Raw genomic sequence first — 17,990 nt, forward strand, 5'->3', positions numbered from 1 at the left:
CGCCCCGGGCGGACCCCGGCCACGGATAGGGTCGACGCATGAGTGAGTCCGGCGGGTCGCCGCCACCTCGGGTGCTGCTCGTCTGGGATGCACCCAACATGGACATGAGCCTCGGCTCGCTGCTGGGAGCACGCCCGACCTCGACCTTCCGGCCCCGGTTCGACGCCGTCGGCCGCTGGCTGCTCGACCTCGCAGGCCCGGACGCGACCGCCGAGGCCACCGTCTTCACCAACGTCGTCCAGGGCAGCACAGAGGTCGTGCGCCCCTGGGTCGAAGCCCTGCGCAACGTCGGTTTCGCCGTCTTCGCCAAGCCGAAGACCAGCGACGACTCCGATGTCGACGAGGACATGCTGCGGCACATCCAGCTGCGCGCCGACGAGGGCGTGCTGCAGCACGTCGTCGTCGCCTCGGGCGACGGCCGCGCCTTCCGTGAGCCCCTCGAGGACCTCGTCGCCAAGGGTGCCGGCGTCACCGTCATCGGCTTCCGCGAGTACGCGACGTTCGCGCTGCAGTCCGAGGTCATCGAGTTCGTCGACCTCGAGGACATCGACGGCGTGTTCCGCGAGCCGTTGCCGCGCATGACCCTCGACACGCTGCCCGACGGTGGCGCCTGGCTGCCGCCCTTCCGGTCGCTGCGCTCGCTGCTCGATCCGCGGCGGTGACCTCCAGGTTCATCGCGCCGGTCGCGCTGACCTGCGACGCGGACTGCACAGTGGTGCGCGACGCCGTCGTCGATGTGGCGTCCGACGGGCGCATCGCCTGGGTGGGACCGGCCGCACAGGCACCCGCCTCCGATGCGCCGGTCCGGGCGGTGCCCGGGCTGCTGATGCCCGGGCTCGTCAACACCCACTGCCACACCCCGATGACGGTGCTGCGCGGCATGGGCGGCGACCTGCCGTTGATGGAGTGGCTGGTCGGCGTGATGTGGCCGGCCGAGGCGCTGCTCGACGGCGACGACGTCCGCGTCGGGATGGTCGCGGGCGGCGTCGAGCTGCTGCGCACCGGCTGCACCACCAGCGCCGAGATGTACTTCTTCACCGACGCCGTCGTCGACGCGGTCCTGGCCGTCGGGACGCGGGCGGTCGTGACACCGGGGATCATCGCGGCGCCCGGCTGGGACCGGCTGGGCACCTGGGAACAGATGCGCGACGACGTGTCCGCCCGTATCGACGCCCACGGCCTGCGCTTCGGGCCCGGCGAGCGGATCGAGCTGGGCTACGGACCGCACGCCGCGTACACGCTGCCCGCCGAGGCGCTGCGCTCGGTCGCCGAGCATGCGGCGCAACGGGATGCGCTCGTCCACATCCACGTCGCCGAGTCGGCGCAGGAGGACGCGCACGTCCGCGAGGAGTTCGGGTCGGTGCCGGCGCTGCTGGAGTCGTCGGGGCTGCTCGCGGGCCGGCTGCTGGCCGCGCACGCGGTCCAGCTCTCCGACGACGACGTCGCGCTCCTGGGCCGCCGTGGCGCGGGCGTCGCGCACTGCCCGGGGTCCAACGGGAAGCTCGCCGCGGGGGTCGCCCGGGTCCCGGCGTTGCGCGCGGCGGGGGCGCGCGTCGGCCTCGGAACCGACGGCCCCGCCTCCGGCGACGATCTCGACCTCTGGCACCAGGCCCGGCTCGCGGGCCTGCTCGCCCGGCTCGGGACCGGCGACGCCGCCGCGCTCACGGCCGCCGACCTGCTGCTGCTCGCGACGCGTGACGGTGCGACGGCCCTGGGCCGCGACGACATCGGGGTGATCGAGGCAGGCCGTTGGGCCGATCTCGTGCACGTCGACCTGGAGGACCCGGCATTCGTCGACCCGGACGACGACGCGCAGCTGCTGTCGAACCTCGTCTGGGCGGGGGGCGCGCGGGCAGTGCGGGACGTGTGGGTGGCCGGCGAGCAGGTGCTCCAGTCCGGTGAACCGACACGTGTCGACGCGGGCGAGACACTGGCCGCGGCCAGGGCCGTCGCACGGCGGTTGCACGCCACGGTCTGAGCAGTCCGGCGCCGCAGGACCGGCAGGCCCGGAACGCGCGAAAGCCGGGTACCCGTGACGACCGGGTCTCCCCTCCGGTCCTCACGGGCACCCGGCCCGCGTCGTGCAAGGTGACCCACTCCCCAGCAGATCACCGTTCCCCTCCCGGCGGCCGCGGCTCTGCCCGTCAGCCGCCCTGGAGGGTCACACTCACCAGCCCATCGCCACGCCCGCGCGCATGGCTGCCTCATAGCGGCTGTGCCGGCCGCCGTCGCTGCGGCGACGTTCGGCGCGACGCTCCTGGCGGCGCTCGGCGCGGTCCTCCAGCGCGTGGGCGCCGTGCCGGCCGGTGCGCGGTGGCGTCGCGGGCGGGCTCGGCGTGAAGGCCTGCGCCGGGATGGGCGCGGTCAGCGGGTCGCGACGGAACTCGGTCAGCAGGTCGGCGTCGCGGGTGCGGCGGGTCCGGCGTGCCGGGCGGGCGGGTCGCTCGGCGGCGGGCTCGTGCTGGCGGCTGCGCCATCCACCGGCGGTGAGCGAGTGGAAGATCGGCGTCTCCGCCGCGATCTCGGTCCGACTGGCGTGACGCCCCGGGAACGGACCGCTGTCCTCCACGCCGAGCATCACGCGGCGCCGTGCGACGACCGCAGCGACGCCTCTCATCTGATCCGTCACGCCCACCTCCGATGTCCACTTCCCTGCGATGTGCGCCACACAGCCGGTCCGTCCGAGCAGACGCGGCGGGTACGGCCGTTCGGCGCACTCTGACACCCACAACGGGGACACACGCCCGTGGAAACGGGCTCGGAGCCGTCGTTACCGGGTTTCAGGCCGATTTCGCTCGTTAGAGTGGCGTAGCCGAGATGATCACACTCTGTCGAGTTGCCGGTCACTGCATGCGGCGACCAGTTCGGTACCGCACGTCATCCTGAGGTCCGCGAACGCTGTTCGACTCGAACCCAGAGGTCCTGCGAGCCGGGTACCCGGGGGGGTCGTGTGTCGGTCGGCACACCCGTCGCGAGCGCGCCGACACGGCCGGTACCAGGGGTGGGACCGGTCGTCGCACGCTCGGCTCCGACATCGGGTCGCGGGTGTCGGCGCGGGACAACTACGCATGTCAGGGCTGCACCGGACCTCTGGACGTGGTTGCCGGCCGGCGTGTCGCCGCCCCGTTCCGGCCGCTTGCGGCCGTACGGTCGACGTCGGAACCGGTCGTCACGGGCCCCTTCGCCGAATGTCCGTTTTAACTCCACGTGATCGGGTTTTCCACTGATGGAGCATCGACCTCCCGAACAGACGTCAACTACACGGGTGTAATTCGGCGCTGCGTCCCCGATCGGTGGGCGTCGCTGCTCCGGAGCGGCGACCGACAATCCCGACCGGCGCAGCCTGCGAGACGTCCGGCGGGGCCGTGAGCCGGCGGCCGCGACGACACTCCGGGCCCGTGCGCGACCGCCCGTCCCCGTCGACCCACCGGCCGCCGTTCCGGTGCGGACCACGGGGCGACGCCGTGCCGGGACTCTCGACCCGCACCGCACCCACCCCGGGGATACGGTCGCCCCATGAGTGACGACGAGGCGCGATCAGGACCCGCCGGTCGCGCGGACCCGCAGCCGCAGACCGGCGAGCGGGGTGCCGGCGGCGAGGACCCCGACGCCGCCGAGGGCGCGCGGACGCTCACCGGCAGGGCGGCCGACGACGGACGGCCCGAGACGCTGCCCGTGGACGCACCCCGCGCCGAGCCCGGGCCCGAGGCGATGCCGCCGGCGCCCAACCGCGACACCGGCCCGCGGGGCAGCGACCTCATCCCCACGCCGCTGCGGGTGACGTCGGAGGTGTGCGCGCGTGTACTCATCATCGCCGCAGCGTTCGGCCTGCTCGTCTTCCTCATCATCGAGCTGCGGATCGTCGTCGTCCCCGTGGCCATCGCCCTGCTCCTCGCGGCGCTGCTCGCGCCGGTCGTGCACTGGCTGGTCGACCGCAAGGTGCCGCGTGGGCCGGCGACGCTGCTCGTCCTCATCGGCGGGATCGCACTGCTCGGCGGGCTGCTCTCGTTCGTCATCAACACGTTCATCGCGGGCTTCCCCGACCTGCAGCGGCAGTTGAGCGCCAGCTTCCAATCCATCCAGCAGCTGCTCGCGGGCCCACCGTTCCGCATCCCGACGTCGCAGTTCGACGACCTGCCCGGCCAGATCGAGCAGGCGATCCGCAACAACGTCGACGCCCTCACCTCGGGGGCGCTGAGCACCGCGCTCACCGTCACCGAGATCGCGGCCGGCCTCGCCCTCGCGCTGTTCTCCCTGATCTTCTTCCTCTACGACGGCCCCCGGATCTGGCGCTTCCTGCTGAAGGGCACACCACCGGCCCGTCGGGAGCGGGTCGACGTCGCCGGACGCCGGGCGTTCGCCTCGCTCGTCGGCTACACGCGCGCCACGGTCCTCGTCGCGATCGTCGACGCCGTCGGCATCGGGATCGGCCTGTGGGCGGTCGGCGTGCCGCTGGTCATCCCGCTGGCCGCGCTGGTCTTCCTGGGCGCGTTCATCCCGACGGTCGGCGCGGTCGTCACCGGGGTGATCGCGGTGCTGATCGCGCTGGTGGCCAACGGCATCATCCCCGCCCTGATCGTGCTGGGGGTGGTCGTCGCGGTGCAGCAGCTGGAGGGGCACGTGCTGCAGCCGCTACTGCTCGGTCGCGCGGTCTCCCTGCACCCGCTCGCGGTCGTGCTCGCGGTGGCGGCGGGCGTCGTCGTCTCCGGGATCGCCGGCGCGCTGCTGGCGGTGCCGCTGCTGGCGGTGATCACCGCGGCGGTGCGCTCGTTGCGGGCGCCGGTGGAGCCGTCGCCACTGCTGGTCAATGCGGTCAACCCGCGCCACGGGCATCCGATCGCGTCGTCTTCCGACACCTCGGACCGGCCGTCGTTCGCGTCACGGATGATGAGCCGGTTCCGCAAGACGCCGTGATGATTCATACGTCCGTCTAATACATTTGTATAAGACGGACGTCCCACACGGCGGCGCTCGATTGCCGGACCCCCTGCACCGCATTAGCGTTCGGGCCGTGCCGAAGATCGTGGAGCTGACGGCGGCCGTGGCCGAGCTCGTCCGCGACGGCGCCACCGTCGCACTCGAAGGCCTGGACCACCTCGTCCCCTACGCCGCCGCACACGAGATCGTCCGCCTGCGCCGCAGACGGCTCACCCTCGCGCGCTCGGCATCCGACCAGCTCACCGACCAGCTCGTCGGCGCCGGATGTGTCGAGACCCTGGTGTTCTCCCGCATCGCCGGCCCCGACGGCAGGCCACCCGCACGGTTCCTCGACGCGCTCGGCAACGACTGGCCCGCGCCGCTGCGCATCGAGGAACACACCCACCCCGCGATGGCCGCCCGCTACGCCGCGGGTGCCGCCCGGGTCCCGTTCGCCGTCCTGCGCGACACCGGGACCGACCTGCCCCGGCACACCCCGACCGTCACCACGATCCGCTGCCCGTTCACCGGCTCGGCCGTCACCGCGGTCGTCGCCCTGGTCCCCGACGTCACCGTCGTCCACGCGCAACGCGCCGACCGAGCCGGCAACGTCGAGATCCGCGGCCCCGTCGGGATGCAGAAGGACTCCGTGTTCGCGGCGCGCGCGTCGATCGTCACCGTGGAGGAGATCGTCGACGAGCTCGACCCGGCCCCGGGGTCCGTCGTCATCCCGGGCGCAGCCGTCACCGCCGTCGTCCTCGCCCCCGGCGGCGCCGCGCCCTCCCGCGTGCACGGCTACTACGAGCGCGACGACGCCGCCCTGCGCGACTGGGCCGAGGTGTCCGCCGACCGCGAGCGCTTCGGCGCCTGGCTCGACGACCTGGTGGCCGCGCCGTGAGCGGCCCCACCGCCGAGGAGGTGATGACGGTCGTCGCCGCCCGATCGGTCCGCGACGGACAGGTCTGCCTCGTCGGCGCCGGCATCCCCGCGGCTGCCGCCCACCTCGCCCGCCGCGTGCACGCCCCCGCCGCAGTCGTCGTCCACGAGTCCGGCGCCCTCGACGTCCGCCTCGGCGACGGCCCGCTGACCGACGCCACCGTCGCCGACCGGGCACTGACCCACGTCGGGGTCGGCGAGCTCTACTCCACCTGGCTGCAGGCCGGCCGCGTCGACCTGGCGTTCCTCACCGCCGACCAGCTCGACCTGTACGGCAACATCGGTTCGACCGTCGTCGGCGAGTACGACGAACCCACCGAACGGCTGCCCGGCGCGGGCGCCGCGGCCGAGATCGCGGCCTGGTCCGGCGAGGTCGTCGTCGTCATGGCGCACCGGCTGCGCGCCTTCGTCGAACAGGTCGACTTCGTGACGGCCGTCGGTCACGGCACCGGCCCGCTCGACCGCGGGCTGCTCGGCCTGCGCGGGCGCGGGCCCGTCCGGGTGGTCACCGACCTCGGAGTGCTCGAACCCGACCCGGAGACCGCCGAGCTCGTGCTCACCGCCGTGCACCCGGGCGTCGACGTCGAGCAGGTCCGTGCCGAGACGGGCTGGGACCTGCAGGTCGCGCCCGAGGTCGCCACGACACCAGTGCCCACCGTCGGCGAGCTCGCTGCGCTGCGGGCATTGCGTCCCGCGCGTCCCGCCACCGCCGAGGAGTCGCCATGACCGTCACACTCCACCACGTCGTCGACGGACCCACCGAGATCGACGACACCGACGCCGCCGTCCTCGTGCTGCTCGGGTCGCTCGGCTGCACGCTGGAGATGTGGCGGCCCAACGTCGAGACGCTGGCCCGGCGGCACCGGGTGATCCGGCTCGACCACCGGGGCCACGGCGGATCGCCGGTGCCCGACGGCGACTACACGATGCCCGACCTGGCCGGAGACGTGCTCGCGACCCTGGACGGGCTCGGCGTCGACCGCTTCCACTTCTGCGGGCTGTCGCTCGGTGGGATGGTCGGGCAGTACCTGGCGTCGGAGCACCCCGGCCGGGTCCGATCGCTCACGCTGTGCTGCACGTCGTCGTACTTCCCGGACAGGGCGCCGTGGGAGGAACGCCGCGCCACAGTCGCCGCCTCCGGGACCGGGGCGATCGCCGACACCGTCGCGCGCCGCTGGTTCACCGCCGAGTGGGGCGCAGCGCATCCCGATGCGGTTGCCGAGGCCGCCGCGATGATCACGGCGACGCCGGACACCGGGTATGCGGGCTGCTGCGCGGCCATCGCGACCTGGGACCACCGCGACCGGCTCGCCGCGATCACGGCGCCGACGCTCGTCGTCGGCGCGGACGCGGACCTGTCGACGCCCATCGACCCGCACACGCTCACCATCACCGCCGGCATCACGGGCGCACGGCTCGAGGTCGTGACGGCCGCCCACCTCGCGACCATCGAGCGCGCCGAGGACGCCACCCGGCTGATCCTGGAGCACATCGGGGCCTGACCGGGGGAGGCGGCACCGCCGCCGCGCCTCGTCGACCGCGGCTGAGCGGCCGATGAGCGACGTGCACCACGGTCGAGTCGTACATAACGATTCGATCACATACCCTGGTGGGGACTGGTGATTCCGGGATCAGCGCCGAGCCGGGATCGACACGACCTTCCCGACAGCGTCCGTAATCCCTCCGGAGTCCACCCGTGCTCAACGAACGCGAACGCGGCGTCCTCGCCGACATCGAGAACAACCTGGTCGGCAGCGACCCCCACCTGGCGCGGCTGTTCCAGAAGCTCGCCTACGTGCGACCCCGCAGCCGGCCCCGCAGCGCCTCGGCCGCTGCGGCGAACCCACGGAACGGGCGCAGCATGCGCGACGCCGGCGTCGCCCCGTGCCTGCTGCTCGTGGGCGGCCTGCTGCTGATCGTCCTCGGCGGCGTCAGCGCGGCGGTCCCCGTCGTCGGCACCGGCATCGTGATGGCGCTGCTCGCATTCGTCCTCGCCGCCGTCGGCACCCAGAACCGGCGGCCCGGCCCCGCGACGACCTGACCCGCCCGCGCTCACGGCTCGGGGGCCGTGGGTGTGAGGCTCGGGGTGCGAGAGCGCGTCTCCGGGTCAGCCGTGCGCGAGATCGGCGAACCGGCTGTAGTGCAGCTGGTGCGCGACCGTGATCGTGCTGGTGGGGCCGTTACGGTGCTTGGCCAGGATCAGGTCGGCCTCACCGGCGCGCGGATCGTCGCGCTCGAACGCGTCGGGACGGTGCAGCAGGATCACCATGTCCGCGTCCTGCTCGATCGAGCCCGACTCACGCAGGTCCGACAGCATCGGACGCTTGTCGTTGCGCTGCTCCGGACCACGGTTGAGCTGGCTCATCGCGACGACCGGGACCTCGATCTCCTTGGCCAGCAGCTTGATCTGCCGCGAGAACTCCGAGACCTCCTGCTGCCGGGACTCGACCTTCCGGCCCGACGTCATCAGCTGCAGGTAGTCCAGGATGACCAGCTTCAGGTCGTGACGCTGCTTGAGCCGCCGCGCCTTGGCCCGGATCTCCATGAGCGTCAGGTTCGGCGAGTCGTCGATGAACAGCGGTGCCTCGCTGATCTCGCTCATCCGCCGGGCCATCCGCGTCCAGTCCTCGTCGCTCATCCGGCCAGCGCGCATGTCGGCCAGCCGGATCTGGGCCTCCGCGGAGAGCAACCGCATGACGATCTCGGACTTGCTCATCTCCAGCGAGAACACGGCGCTGGTCATGCCGTGCTTCACCGAGCACGAGCGAGCGAAGTCGAGCCCGAGCGTCGAGTTGTGCGTGGGGATCATCGACCGGCCGGCCAGGTACAGGTGCGCGGCGTTGTCGACCTCGACGCACCGCACCGGCACGCTGTCGACCGGCCGTACGTCGGTGATCCAACGCCGCCCGCGCCGCGGCTCGTGCCCGGCCGTGCGCTCCTTGTGCTCCAGACGCTTGCGATCCACCCGGAACACCTCGTCGGCCGCCGCGACGTCGACGACGTAGGTCGTCGACGAGTCCGGGGTCCGCCCGCGAGCCGGCTTCGTGATGGTCGAGCATCGGTAGCCGAGGCTCTGCGCGAGCTCACGGACGCCGTCGGCCAGCGGCTCGCTGGTGACGGACAGCCGCAGCTCGCCGCCACCCGTCACGGTGGCGCCCGCGTCCATCAGACCGGTCAGCAGCGCGCGACGCTGCCGTTCCGAGGCGCGCAGGTAGGCGGCCGGTACGTGCCGGTCGGTGAGGTCGACCCCCGCGTCGGGAAGTTGCAGACCGAAGTGCCCCTTCGGCATCCGGACGACCTCGTAGCCGTCCTGCTCCACGTGGTCGGCGAGCTCCGGTTCCTCGGAGATGAAGCCGGTCGCGCCGCTCGTGTCCGTCGCCAGCCACACGCCGAGCGTGTAGGGAGCGACCGGGAGCGCGCGGTCCGGGAGCTGCAACGGGCCGGACGTGTCGACCGAGTGGTTGGCCCGCCCGTCGGCCATGGCGCAGCGCAGGGTCGCCGCGATCTGCTCGGTGGTGACCACCGACCGCACCTCGGCTGCCGGGCCGTCGGTGCCGCGGCGTTCACGCCGGGCCGTACGGGTCTCGGTGAGCCACTGGTGCTGCGCGTCGGCGACGATCACGGTGCCGTCGGAGAACTCGACCTCGAAACACGGCCGGTCGGCCAGCACGTCGGTGGCGGCAACGACACGTGTGGGCAGCCCGTCGGCGTCGAGGAGCAGGTCGCCGACCGCGACCTCGCCCATCGTGGTCCAGCCCGCCGGCGTCGGCAGCGGCGTGTCGAGCGCCAGCGCCTTGCCCAGACCCGGACGGGCCGCGACGACGACCATCTGGCCGGGGTGCAGACCGTTGGTGATCGCGTCGAGGTCGACGAAGCCCGTCGGCACCCCGAGGGCAACACCGCCGCGGGAGGCGATCGCGTCGATCTCGTCCATCGTCGGCTGCAGCAGCTCCTCGAGCGCGGTGTAGTCCTCGCTCGTGGTGCGCTCGGTGACCTCGTAGATGGCGGCCTGGGCGCGGTCGACGACCTCGTCGACGTCGCTGCCGTCGGCACCGTGGTAGCCCAGCTGCACGATCCGGGTGCCGGCCTCGACGAGCCGGCGCAGGATGGCCTTCTCCGAGACGATCTCGGCGTAGTAGGCGGCGTTCGCCGCCGTCGGCACCGTCGCGATCAGCGTGTGCAGGTACGGGGCGCCGCCGAGGCGGATCAGCTCACCACGGCGCTGCAGCTCGGCGGACACGGTCACCGCGTCGGCAGGCTCGCCGCGGCCGTAGAGATCGAGGATGCAGTCGTACACCGTCTGGTGCGCGGGACGGTAGAAGTCGTCCGGGCGGAGCACCTCGACGACGTCGGCGATCGCGTCCTTGCTCAGCAGCATGCCGCCGAGGACGGACTGCTCGGCCGTGAGGTCCTGCGGTGGCTGGCGGTCGAACGGCGCCGGCGACTCGGCGGGGCCCGCCGACCCGTCGTCGGCCCGCACGGCCCGTGGCCGCCCCATGGGCCGATCGTCCGACAGCGCCATACGCAGTGTCACCCCCGACTCGCATACTATCGAACAGCAGTTCGATTCACAGCGTCCGGACGCTCATCCCTGAGCGTCGGATCGGTGAACGGTCGACGTCGTGACGACGGCGTCGCCCACCTCGGGACGGGAGCGTACGGACGGCCGGGGGACCCGACAACGCGATGATCCAGATTGCCTGGGGACCACCTGGGGACGGATCCGCTCCGCCCCAGGAGCACATCGGGAGCCCGCTGTGGACAACATGTGCACAGATCCCGGATTATCGCCGTAAGCCCAGCTCAGCCCTGTGGGTGGCGCTGTGGACAAAACTGTTGGCGTGTCGCAATGCGGCGGCGTGTCGGCCCGCTGGACTGTGGACCGGAATCGGTCACCCGGCGCGTTCGGACGGTCGCTCGGCGACGACATGACCGATCCACCGCAACCTTTTCCGCTCCACTCGTCGCCGACGAACGGATCCTGTCACGTGACCCGCACACACGACAGGGGCGGGACCCCGATCCGAGAGGATCGAGGGCCCGCCCCTGTCACGGTGCGTGACCATTGACGGCCTGCGGGCCGCCCGTGGCGATCAGTTCGCGACGACCTCGATGTCGAGAGTCGACGTGACGTCCGGGTGCAGCCGGATCACGACGGGGTGCGTACCCACGGACTTGACCGCGGCGGGCAGCTCCACGACGCGACGGTCGAGGGCCGGGCCACCCGCGGAGCGGATGGCGGCGACCACGTCGGCCGAGGTGACCGAGCCGAACAGCCGGCCCGAGTCGCCCGCGGCCTTGGCCTTCACGGTGACCGCGAGGTCCCCGAGCTGGCCCGCGACCTCCTTGGCGTGGCCGAGGTCGCGGATCTCGCGGGTCTTCTGGGCCCGACGGATCGACTCGACCTGCTTCTCGGCGCCACGGGTGGCGACGATCGCGAGCTTGCGCGGCAGCAGGAGGTTACGGCCGTAGCCGTCCTTGACCTCCACGATGTCGCCGGGTCCGCCCAGGTTCGGGACGTCGGCGGTGAGGATGAGCTTCACGGTGACGTCCTTCCTCAGCGCGCCGTCGAGGTGTACGGCAGGAGCGCCACCTCGCGGGAGTTCTTGACGGCCACGGCCACGTCGCGCTGGTGCTGCCGGCAGTTGCCGGTCACACGGCGCGCGCGGATCTTGCCGCGGTCGGAGATGAACTTGCGCAGCAGGCCGGTGTCCTTGTAATCGATCTCCTGCTGCTTGTCCTTGCAGAACGCGCAGACCTTCTTCTTCGGCTTGCGCAGAACGGGCTTGGCCATTCCTGTGCTCCTGGATGTATCTGTGTCCTCGCGCGCCTACCGGGCGCGGCGAGGAGTGGTCTCGATCAGAACGGGGGCTCGTCGTCCATGGCCGGGCCGCTGCCCGCGGGCGGGGCCGAGCCCCAGGGGTCGTCGGCGTAGCCGCCGCCCCCACCGCCGCCGCTGTTGCCGCCACCGGAGGGGCGGCCACCGCCGCCGGCTCCACCGCCACCGCCACCGCCACCGCCACCGCCACCGAAGCCGCCGCCACCTTCGCCGCGACTCACCTTGTTGATCTTGGCGGTGGCGTACTTGAGCGACGGGCCGACCTCGTCGACCTCGAGCTCGACAACGGTGCGCTTCTCACCCTCACGGGTCTCGAACGACCGCTGCTTGAGCCGGCCCTGCACCATGACGCGCATGCCACGGGTGAGGGTCTCGGCGACGTTCTCCGCCGCCTGACGCCACACGTTGCACCGCAGGAACAGCGCCTCGCCGTCCTTCCACTCGCCGGACTGGCGGTCGAAGGTGCGCGGCGTCGAGGCCACCGTGAAGTTGGCGACCGCGGCACCCGAGGGGGTGAAACGCAGCTCGGGGTCCGCGGTCAGGTTGCCGACCACGGTGATGACGGTCTCGCCGGCCATGACGGCCTCCTCAGCTCGCGGCTGCCGGGGCGGGGGTGCGCTGCTTCTTGGGCTCGCGGCGCAGGACCTTGGTCCGCAGCACGGACTCGTTCAGGCCGAGCTGACGGTCGAGCTCGGAGACGGTCGCCGGCTCGGCGGTCACCTCGAGCACCGCGTAGATCGCCTCGGCGTTCTTGTTGATCTCGTAGGCCAACCGGCGCTTGCCCCAGACCTCGACCTTCTCCACGGAACCGCCATCGGTACGGATGACGTTGAGGAAGGTCTCCAGGGACGGCTGCACGGTGCGCTCGTCGAGACTCGGGTCGAGAATGACCATGACCTCGTAGTGACGCATGAGAACCACTCACCTCCTATGGACTCGTGACGGCCGCGGTGCATCCGCGGCAGGAGGTTCTCACCACCCCCCGACAGAAATCGGGCCCCGCCTCAGCGGGGACCGTGTGCGGCATCCAGGTGGACGCCGGCCGGGGTGATCCGTCGAGGCTACCAGCGCGGATCCGCCGGACTCCGGCGCCCCCGGCCGCCCCGCCGGGCGGTACCGGGCCGGTGCCGGGCGGTGCCGGGGGTCGCGCCGGGGGACGCCCCCTTAGGCTGACGCCATGCTCATCGGGGCCCACGTCCGGGACGACGACCCCGTCGGCGCAGCGGCCGAGCGGGGAGCCGAGGTCGTCCAGATCTTCCTGTCCGATCCGCAGGGCTGGAAGAAGCCGCCCGCGCACCCCCAGGCCGAGCAGCTGCGGTCCGGGGAACTCACGGTCGTCGTCCACTCGCCGTACGTCGTCAACGTCGCGTCACCCAACAACCGCATCCGCATCCCGTCACGCAAGATCGTGGTGCAGCACGCCCAGGAGGCCGCGAACGTCGGGGCGATCGGGCTCGTCGTGCACGGCGGCCACGTCACGCAGTCCGACGATCCCGAGGTCGGGTTCGACAACTGGCGCAAGTTCGTCGAGCGCCAGCAGGACGCGGGCGGCTTCGCGGTTCCCGTCTTCATCGAGAACACCGCGGGCGGCGAGAACGCGATGGCCCGGAGCTTCGACGCACTGTCCCGGCTGTGGGACGCGGTCGGCGAGTTCGGCGTCGGCTTCTGCCTCGACACGTGCCACGCGTTCGCCGCAGGGGAGGACCTGGTCGACATCGTCGACCGTGCCAAGGCGATCACCGGCCGGATCGACCTGGTCCACCTCAACAACTCGCGCGACGAGTTCGGCTCCGCGCGCGACCGGCACGCCAACATCGACTCCGGCACGATCGACGCCGAGCAGCTCGCGGCCGTCGCCTCGGCCGCCGGTGCCCCCGTCATCGTCGAGACCCCGGCGGAGGGCCAGGCGGCCGACATCGCGTTCCTGCGCGAGCGGCTCGGGCGGTGATCCGGAAGGCCGTCGGCACCGCCCCGGCCACCGGGTCCGACGCCGGCGCGCCGTCCCGGCGCCGCACGGCGCTGCTGCTCGCGGTCGTCGTCCTGCTCACGGGCGTCACGCTCGTGCTCGGCTACGTCAACAAGGCTCGCTGCACCGGGCCGGAGTTCGACGCACAGGGCCGCAGCGCGCCCGACTACGAGAACCGCAAGGATCTCGACGTCTGCTACTCCGACATCCAGCACCTCTGGATCGGCCGCGACATCGACAAGCACGTTTTCCCGTACGTCGACGGCGGGATCGACGCAGACGGCAAGCTCACCGGCGGGACCGTCGAGTACCCGGTGCTCACGGGCCTGATCATGTGGCTGGCCGCGCTCGGCGCCCACACCGACGCGGGGTTCCTGCTGGCGTCGGCGCTGATCATGGCGCCCTTCGGGCTGGCCACCGGCTGGCTGCTGGGCCGGCTCTCGCGCTGGCGGGCGCTGCTCTGGGCACTCGGCCCGCCCCTGGTGCTCTACGCCTTCCACAACTGGGACCTGCCGGTCGTGGCCTGCGCGGTCGGCGCCGTGTACGTCGTGCACGGGATGCGGTCGCGGTGGTCGCTGCGCCGGCGCGGCACCGTCGCGGCCGTGCTGCTCGGACTGGGCTTCGCGCTGAAGCTCTACCCGGGCGCGTTCGTGCTGCCGCTCGCGCTCTACGTGCTGGCCCGCGGCGAGGACCGGGTGCCGGGCGGACGCCTCGACTGGTGGGGCGCGGGCCGGGTCGCGGGCGCCGCACTGCTCACGGTCGTCGCCGTCAACCTGCCGTTCGCGATCGCGGGGTTCGACGGCTGGCGGGCGTCGTTCACGTTCCAGCAGCTGCGCAAGGTCGACTTCACGACGAACTCGTTCTGGTTCTGGGGGTTCCGGCCCTACTCCGAGCCCGACGACGTCGCGTTCCAGGATCTCGTGTCGTGGCTGTCGCCGACGTTGATCATGGCGTCGTTCCTGCTGGCCGCGGCGGTGGGCTGGTGGCGGATGCGGCGCCTCGGCTCGTACCCGTGGGTCGCGGTGAGCGCGGCGATGCTGTGCGGGTTCCTGTTGCTGCACAAGGTGCACAGCCCGCAGTACACCTTGTGGCTGCTGCCGTTCTTCGTCCTGCTGCGGGTGCCCTGGGGGGTCGTGGCGGGCTATCTCGTCGCCGACGCCGTCATGGGGATCGGCATCTTCCGCTGGCTCTACGACGTGCGGGCCGCCGCGAACCTGGAGATCACGCAGGGGCTGGCGGCGCAGGCCGTCGCCGTCGGCGTGTGGGGCCGGGCGGCGCTGCTGGTCTCGTTGTTCGTGCTGTTCCTGCGCGTGCCGCCGACGTTCCCCCTCCGCCCGCCGGAGGCTGCGCCGGCAGCAGGGGCCCGGCCCGGCGCCGACGACCCCGACGCACGACCGGCCGTCGACGTGGTGGACCGTGGTGAGCGCGCCGCCGTCATGGACGGGTCGGGCGAGGGCGAGGCACGTGAGGCTGCCGGCGACTCGCCGCGCCCCGCCGCCCCTGCGACCTGACCGGGACGCGGCCATCGGTGAGGAAGGCCCACGACGCAGGGAGCCGGGGCCGGCCGCCGCTCAGCGCCAGGCGAACACCGGCTGTTCCAGATGCGCCACCCGCGTCGGGCGCCCGTGCAGGACGACCTCGCGGAACTGGTGCAGCACCGCGCCGGTCGGGGCGTGCACGAACCGGCCGAGCATCGGCACCTGGATGACGGGCGAGTCCGACTCGGGGATCGTCAGGAACCGGGGCTCGACGTCGATCTGGCGCAGCGCGACCCGGTGCACCGAGCCGACCTCGTCGGGGTTGGGCACGAGGTCGGCGGCGGGGCCGCCCCACAGCACGACGGGCGTGATCAGGTAGCCCGACCGGGTCGGGTAGTCGTCGAGGACGCCGAGCACGGCCTCGGCGCCGAGCCGCAGCCCGACCTCCTCATCGAGCTCGCGCCGGACGGCGACGACCTCGGTCTCGCCCGGGTCGAGCCGCCCGCCCGGCAGCGCCCACTGACCGGCGTGCCGGCGCAGTGTGGGCGCGCGACGGGTCAGCAGCAGGGCGAGACCGTCGAGCAGCGGGTCGGTGCCGGGCACGGCTCCGTCCTCGGGTGCCGGATCGGGGTCGGGTACGAGCGTGATCGCGACGGCCGCTCGGGCCAGGTCCGGTCTCTCGACGCGGACCGGGTCGAACGCCGCCATCCGCTCGCTGACGACCGCCTTCGGATCCATCGCGCTCTCCCCACCCCGTCGACGTCGACCGCTCCGACACTGCCGCACCCCGGCGCCGCGGGCCTACGCTGCGTGCTGTGACCCCCGCCGCACCGGCCGGTTGCTCCGGCACTCCGCTACCCCGCAAGCTGGGTGTTCGCGACGGCACCCGGACGCTGCTGGTCGGCGCTCCCGCCGGGTTCACGCTGGACGCGCCGCACCACCGGAGGGCGTCGGGTCGCGGGGGCTACGAGGTGCAGGTGGTGTTCTGCCCCGATGTCGCGACGCTGCGCCGGCGTTGGCCGCGGGCGGTCGAGCTGAGCACCGAGCGGGGCGCGGTGTGGGTGGCGTGGCCGAAGAAGGCGTCCGGGGTGCCGACGGACCTCGACGAGAACGGCGTCCGCGACCATGCGCTGCCGCTGGGCTGGGTCGACGTCAAGGTGTGCGCGGTCGAGGCGACGTGGTCGGGTCTGAAGCTGGTGCGCCGGCTGGCGCGGTAGCGACCGGCGCCGGGACGACGTCGCGCACCCGCGGCCGGACCGGGCCGGTGTCCGGCCAGTCCGGGTCGTCGGGGCCGTCGGCGCGCACCGGGTCGTCGGCGGGCCGCAGCACGCTGCGCACCACCAGGACGCAGAGCAGCACGATCATCGCGTCGCGCAGCAGGACCGCCCCGAGGAACCAGTCGGGCGGCAAGCCCTTCTTCTCGGGGGTCAGGTAGTAGAACATCCGCGGCACCCACACCGCGGCGTCGACGAACATCCACGCGAGCAGCAGCCGCCAGCGCGGGAGCGCGAGCACCGCGAGCGGCACCAGCCACAACGAGTACTGCGGGCTCCACACCTTGTTGACCAGCAGGAACGATGCGACGACCAGGAACGCCAGCGACGCAAGCCTGGGTGATCGGGGGGCCTTGAGGGCGAGCACGACGACGCCGGCACAGGCCAGTGCGAACAGGCCGAGGGTGACGGCATTGAGGATCGCCGGTGTCTGCCCCGAGGCGAGGTCTCCGTCGAAGCCTGCCCAGCCGGTGAAGTAGCTGAGCGCGTAGTAGATCGAGTCCGGGTCGGCCGGTCGGGTCTGGTTGAGGCGGAAGAACTCCCACCATCCCGGCGTCCAGAGCAGCGCGACGGGCAGGTTGATCGCCGCCCACGCGACGACGGCACCGACGATCGTCCGGACCGAGAGCAGCAGGCCGTCGGCCTCGCGGCGGCGCCAGCCGACGAGCAGCACCGGCAGCAGGATCATCAGCGGGTACAGCTTGGCGGCGCCGCCGATGCCGATGAGCAGCCCGGCGAGCCAGGGTCTGCGCCGCGCGAGCGCGAGCAGCCCGGCGGTCGCGCAGGCCACGGCGAGCGCGTCGAAGTTCGTGAACAGGTGGACGAGGGCGAGCGGCGACAGCGCGACCAGCGCCGCGTCCCACGGCCGGGAGGGCCGAAGCCGGCACACCGCCCAGGCGACGACGAGCCAGGCCAGCGCGAGCCAGCCCGCGGAGAAGTCGAAGTAGACGACGACGGGCAGCGCCACCGGCAGCGGGATGTGCGCGGAGAGGGCGAGCCAGCCGTCGGTCAGCCGGGCGTTGAACCACTGGAAGAACCCGGTGACGACGGGGTACTCCATGTACCGCAGCTTCTCCTGCGGGGTGCCGGGCTGTTCGAGCCAGGCGTCGCGGTAGGGCAGGGCGCCCCGGTCGAGGCCTTCGAGCCCGTAGAGCGGGACGGTGTCGGAGTAGCACATGGCGACGTACTGGCGGTCGTTGCGCCAGTCCAGCGCCGGCGACCCGTCGCCCGCCGGGTACTGCTGCAGGCACGGCGACTTGGCGAGCCAGCTCAGCGCCATGACCAGCACGGCGAAGAGCAGGACGACGCGCAGCGGCGTGAAGAACCGGCTGCGGCCGACGGTTGCGTGCCGGCCGAGCGGCCCGCCGACGATCCTGCTCGCGGCGGCCGCCATCGGCTCGGTCCAGCTCGGCACGACGCGCGGTGGAGGCGCGTCCGCCGGCGCGCCGCGGACCGTCGTCCGCCCGCGGTCGCCCGTCGTGCGCGTCACCCGGCGAACGGTATCCGGGAGGCGTCAGTCATTGCCGCCGCCGCCACCGTTCCCGCCGCCACCGTTCCCGCCGCCACCGTTCCCGCCGCCG

The 17,990-nt window shown here is 72.7% G+C and carries 18 protein-coding genes; 10 read left to right on the top strand and 8 right to left on the bottom strand.

Translation table 11 applies throughout. The features are described from left to right. Nucleotides 1-38 precede the first annotated feature (38 nt). Both TOK_RS20415 and TOK_RS20420 read left to right on the top strand, forming a co-directional pair. Nucleotides 39-662, top strand: coding sequence for an NYN domain-containing protein (locus TOK_RS20415; RefSeq protein WP_098959598.1), 624 nt, complete (start codon nt 39-41; stop codon nt 660-662). After that, nucleotides 659-1,978, top strand: coding sequence for an amidohydrolase family protein (locus TOK_RS20420; protein WP_098959599.1), 1,320 nt, complete (start codon nt 659-661; stop codon nt 1,976-1,978). Before TOK_RS20415 ends, TOK_RS20420 begins: the two co-directional genes overlap by 4 nt. Nucleotides 1,979-2,167: 189 nt before the next feature. Here the strand turns inward: TOK_RS20420 and TOK_RS20425 are convergent, their stop codons facing one another. Beyond that, nucleotides 2,168-2,629, bottom strand: a complete 462-nt coding sequence (locus TOK_RS20425; RefSeq protein WP_141566467.1) for a hypothetical protein — start codon at nt 2,627-2,629, stop codon at nt 2,168-2,170. Nucleotides 2,630-3,516: 887 nt separating this feature from the next. Here TOK_RS20425 and TOK_RS20430 point away from each other — a divergent pair. The 5 genes from TOK_RS20430 (at nt 3,517) to TOK_RS20450 (ending at nt 7,894) form a co-directional block, all read left to right on the top strand. After that, a complete protein-coding gene (locus tag TOK_RS20430; protein ID WP_098959601.1) occupies nt 3,517-4,914 on the top strand; it encodes an AI-2E family transporter in 1,398 nt (465 codons plus the stop codon). A 97-nt stretch (nt 4,915-5,011) separates the two neighbouring features. Then, entirely contained in the window at nt 5,012-5,815 is an 804-nt protein-coding gene (locus TOK_RS20435) for a CoA transferase subunit A (protein WP_098959602.1), read from the top strand. Nucleotides 5,816-5,838: 23 nt separating this feature from the next. Then, nucleotides 5,839-6,579: a CoA-transferase gene (locus TOK_RS20440; protein WP_098959624.1), complete on the top strand. Its 741-nt coding sequence runs from the start codon at nt 5,839-5,841 to the stop codon at nt 6,577-6,579. Further along, nucleotides 6,576-7,355, top strand: a complete 780-nt coding sequence (pcaD, locus tag TOK_RS20445) for a 3-oxoadipate enol-lactonase (RefSeq protein ID WP_098959603.1) — start codon at nt 6,576-6,578, stop codon at nt 7,353-7,355. The genes TOK_RS20440 and pcaD overlap by 4 nt, the downstream gene beginning before the upstream one ends. A 194-nt stretch (nt 7,356-7,549) precedes the next feature. Then, complete coding sequence (locus TOK_RS20450) at nt 7,550-7,894, top strand: DUF3040 domain-containing protein (protein WP_098959604.1); 345 nt, start codon at nt 7,550-7,552, stop codon at nt 7,892-7,894. Nucleotides 7,895-7,960: 66 nt separating this feature from the next. On the opposite strand, the gene dnaB is transcribed toward TOK_RS20450, so the two are convergent. The 5 genes from dnaB to rpsF all read right to left on the bottom strand — a co-directional run bounded on the left by dnaB (nt 7,961) and on the right by rpsF (nt 12,604). After that, entirely contained in the window at nt 7,961-10,375 is a 2,415-nt protein-coding gene (dnaB, locus tag TOK_RS20455; RefSeq protein ID WP_098959605.1) for a replicative DNA helicase, read from the bottom strand. 571 nt (nt 10,376-10,946) lie between these two features. Continuing rightward, nucleotides 10,947-11,396 (bottom strand): 50S ribosomal protein L9, encoded by a 450-nt coding sequence (gene rplI, locus TOK_RS20460; RefSeq protein WP_098959606.1) that lies wholly within the window; start codon nt 11,394-11,396, stop codon nt 10,947-10,949. A gap of 14 nt (nt 11,397-11,410) precedes the next feature. Then, entirely contained in the window at nt 11,411-11,647 is a 237-nt protein-coding gene (gene rpsR / locus TOK_RS20465) for a 30S ribosomal protein S18 (protein ID WP_098959607.1), read from the bottom strand. Between the two features lie 65 nt (nt 11,648-11,712). Continuing rightward, nucleotides 11,713-12,270, bottom strand: a complete 558-nt coding sequence (locus tag TOK_RS20470; protein WP_098959608.1) for a single-stranded DNA-binding protein — start codon at nt 12,268-12,270, stop codon at nt 11,713-11,715. A 10-nt stretch (nt 12,271-12,280) separates the two neighbouring features. Beyond that, nucleotides 12,281-12,604 carry a 30S ribosomal protein S6 gene (gene rpsF / locus TOK_RS20475; RefSeq protein ID WP_098959609.1) on the bottom strand — a complete coding sequence of 108 codons (324 nt, stop codon included), beginning with the start codon at nt 12,602-12,604 and terminating at the stop codon, nt 12,281-12,283. 265 nt (nt 12,605-12,869) lie between these two features. Between rpsF and TOK_RS20480 the strand changes: the two genes are divergently transcribed. Both TOK_RS20480 and TOK_RS20485 read left to right on the top strand, forming a co-directional pair. After that, nucleotides 12,870-13,640, top strand: a complete 771-nt coding sequence (locus tag TOK_RS20480) for a deoxyribonuclease IV (RefSeq protein WP_098959610.1) — start codon at nt 12,870-12,872, stop codon at nt 13,638-13,640. Further along, entirely contained in the window at nt 13,637-15,169 is a 1,533-nt protein-coding gene (locus tag TOK_RS20485; protein ID WP_253258519.1) for a glycosyltransferase family 87 protein, read from the top strand. Before TOK_RS20480 ends, TOK_RS20485 begins: the two co-directional genes overlap by 4 nt. A 60-nt stretch (nt 15,170-15,229) precedes the next feature. Here TOK_RS20485 and TOK_RS20490 read toward each other — a convergent pair whose 3' ends face one another. Continuing rightward, nucleotides 15,230-15,874, bottom strand: coding sequence for a CoA pyrophosphatase (locus tag TOK_RS20490; protein ID WP_098959611.1), 645 nt, complete (start codon nt 15,872-15,874; stop codon nt 15,230-15,232). A gap of 77 nt (nt 15,875-15,951) precedes the next feature. Here TOK_RS20490 and TOK_RS20495 point away from each other — a divergent pair, with 77 nt between their 5' ends. Further along, the gene (locus tag TOK_RS20495) at nt 15,952-16,353 is read left to right on the top strand and encodes a DUF3052 domain-containing protein (RefSeq protein ID WP_098959612.1); all 402 of its coding nucleotides are present in this window, start codon (nt 15,952-15,954) and stop codon (nt 16,351-16,353) included. Here TOK_RS20495 and TOK_RS20500 read toward each other — a convergent pair. Continuing rightward, nucleotides 16,289-17,803: a glycosyltransferase family 87 protein gene (locus tag TOK_RS20500; RefSeq protein ID WP_098959626.1), complete on the bottom strand. Its 1,515-nt coding sequence runs from the start codon at nt 17,801-17,803 to the stop codon at nt 16,289-16,291. The genes TOK_RS20495 and TOK_RS20500 overlap by 65 nt on opposite strands. Nucleotides 17,804-17,990: the final 187 nt, after the last annotated feature.

The sequence above is a fragment of the Pseudonocardia sp. N23 genome, assembly GCF_002583555.1.
Lineage (GTDB): Bacteria > Actinomycetota > Actinomycetes > Mycobacteriales > Pseudonocardiaceae > Pseudonocardia.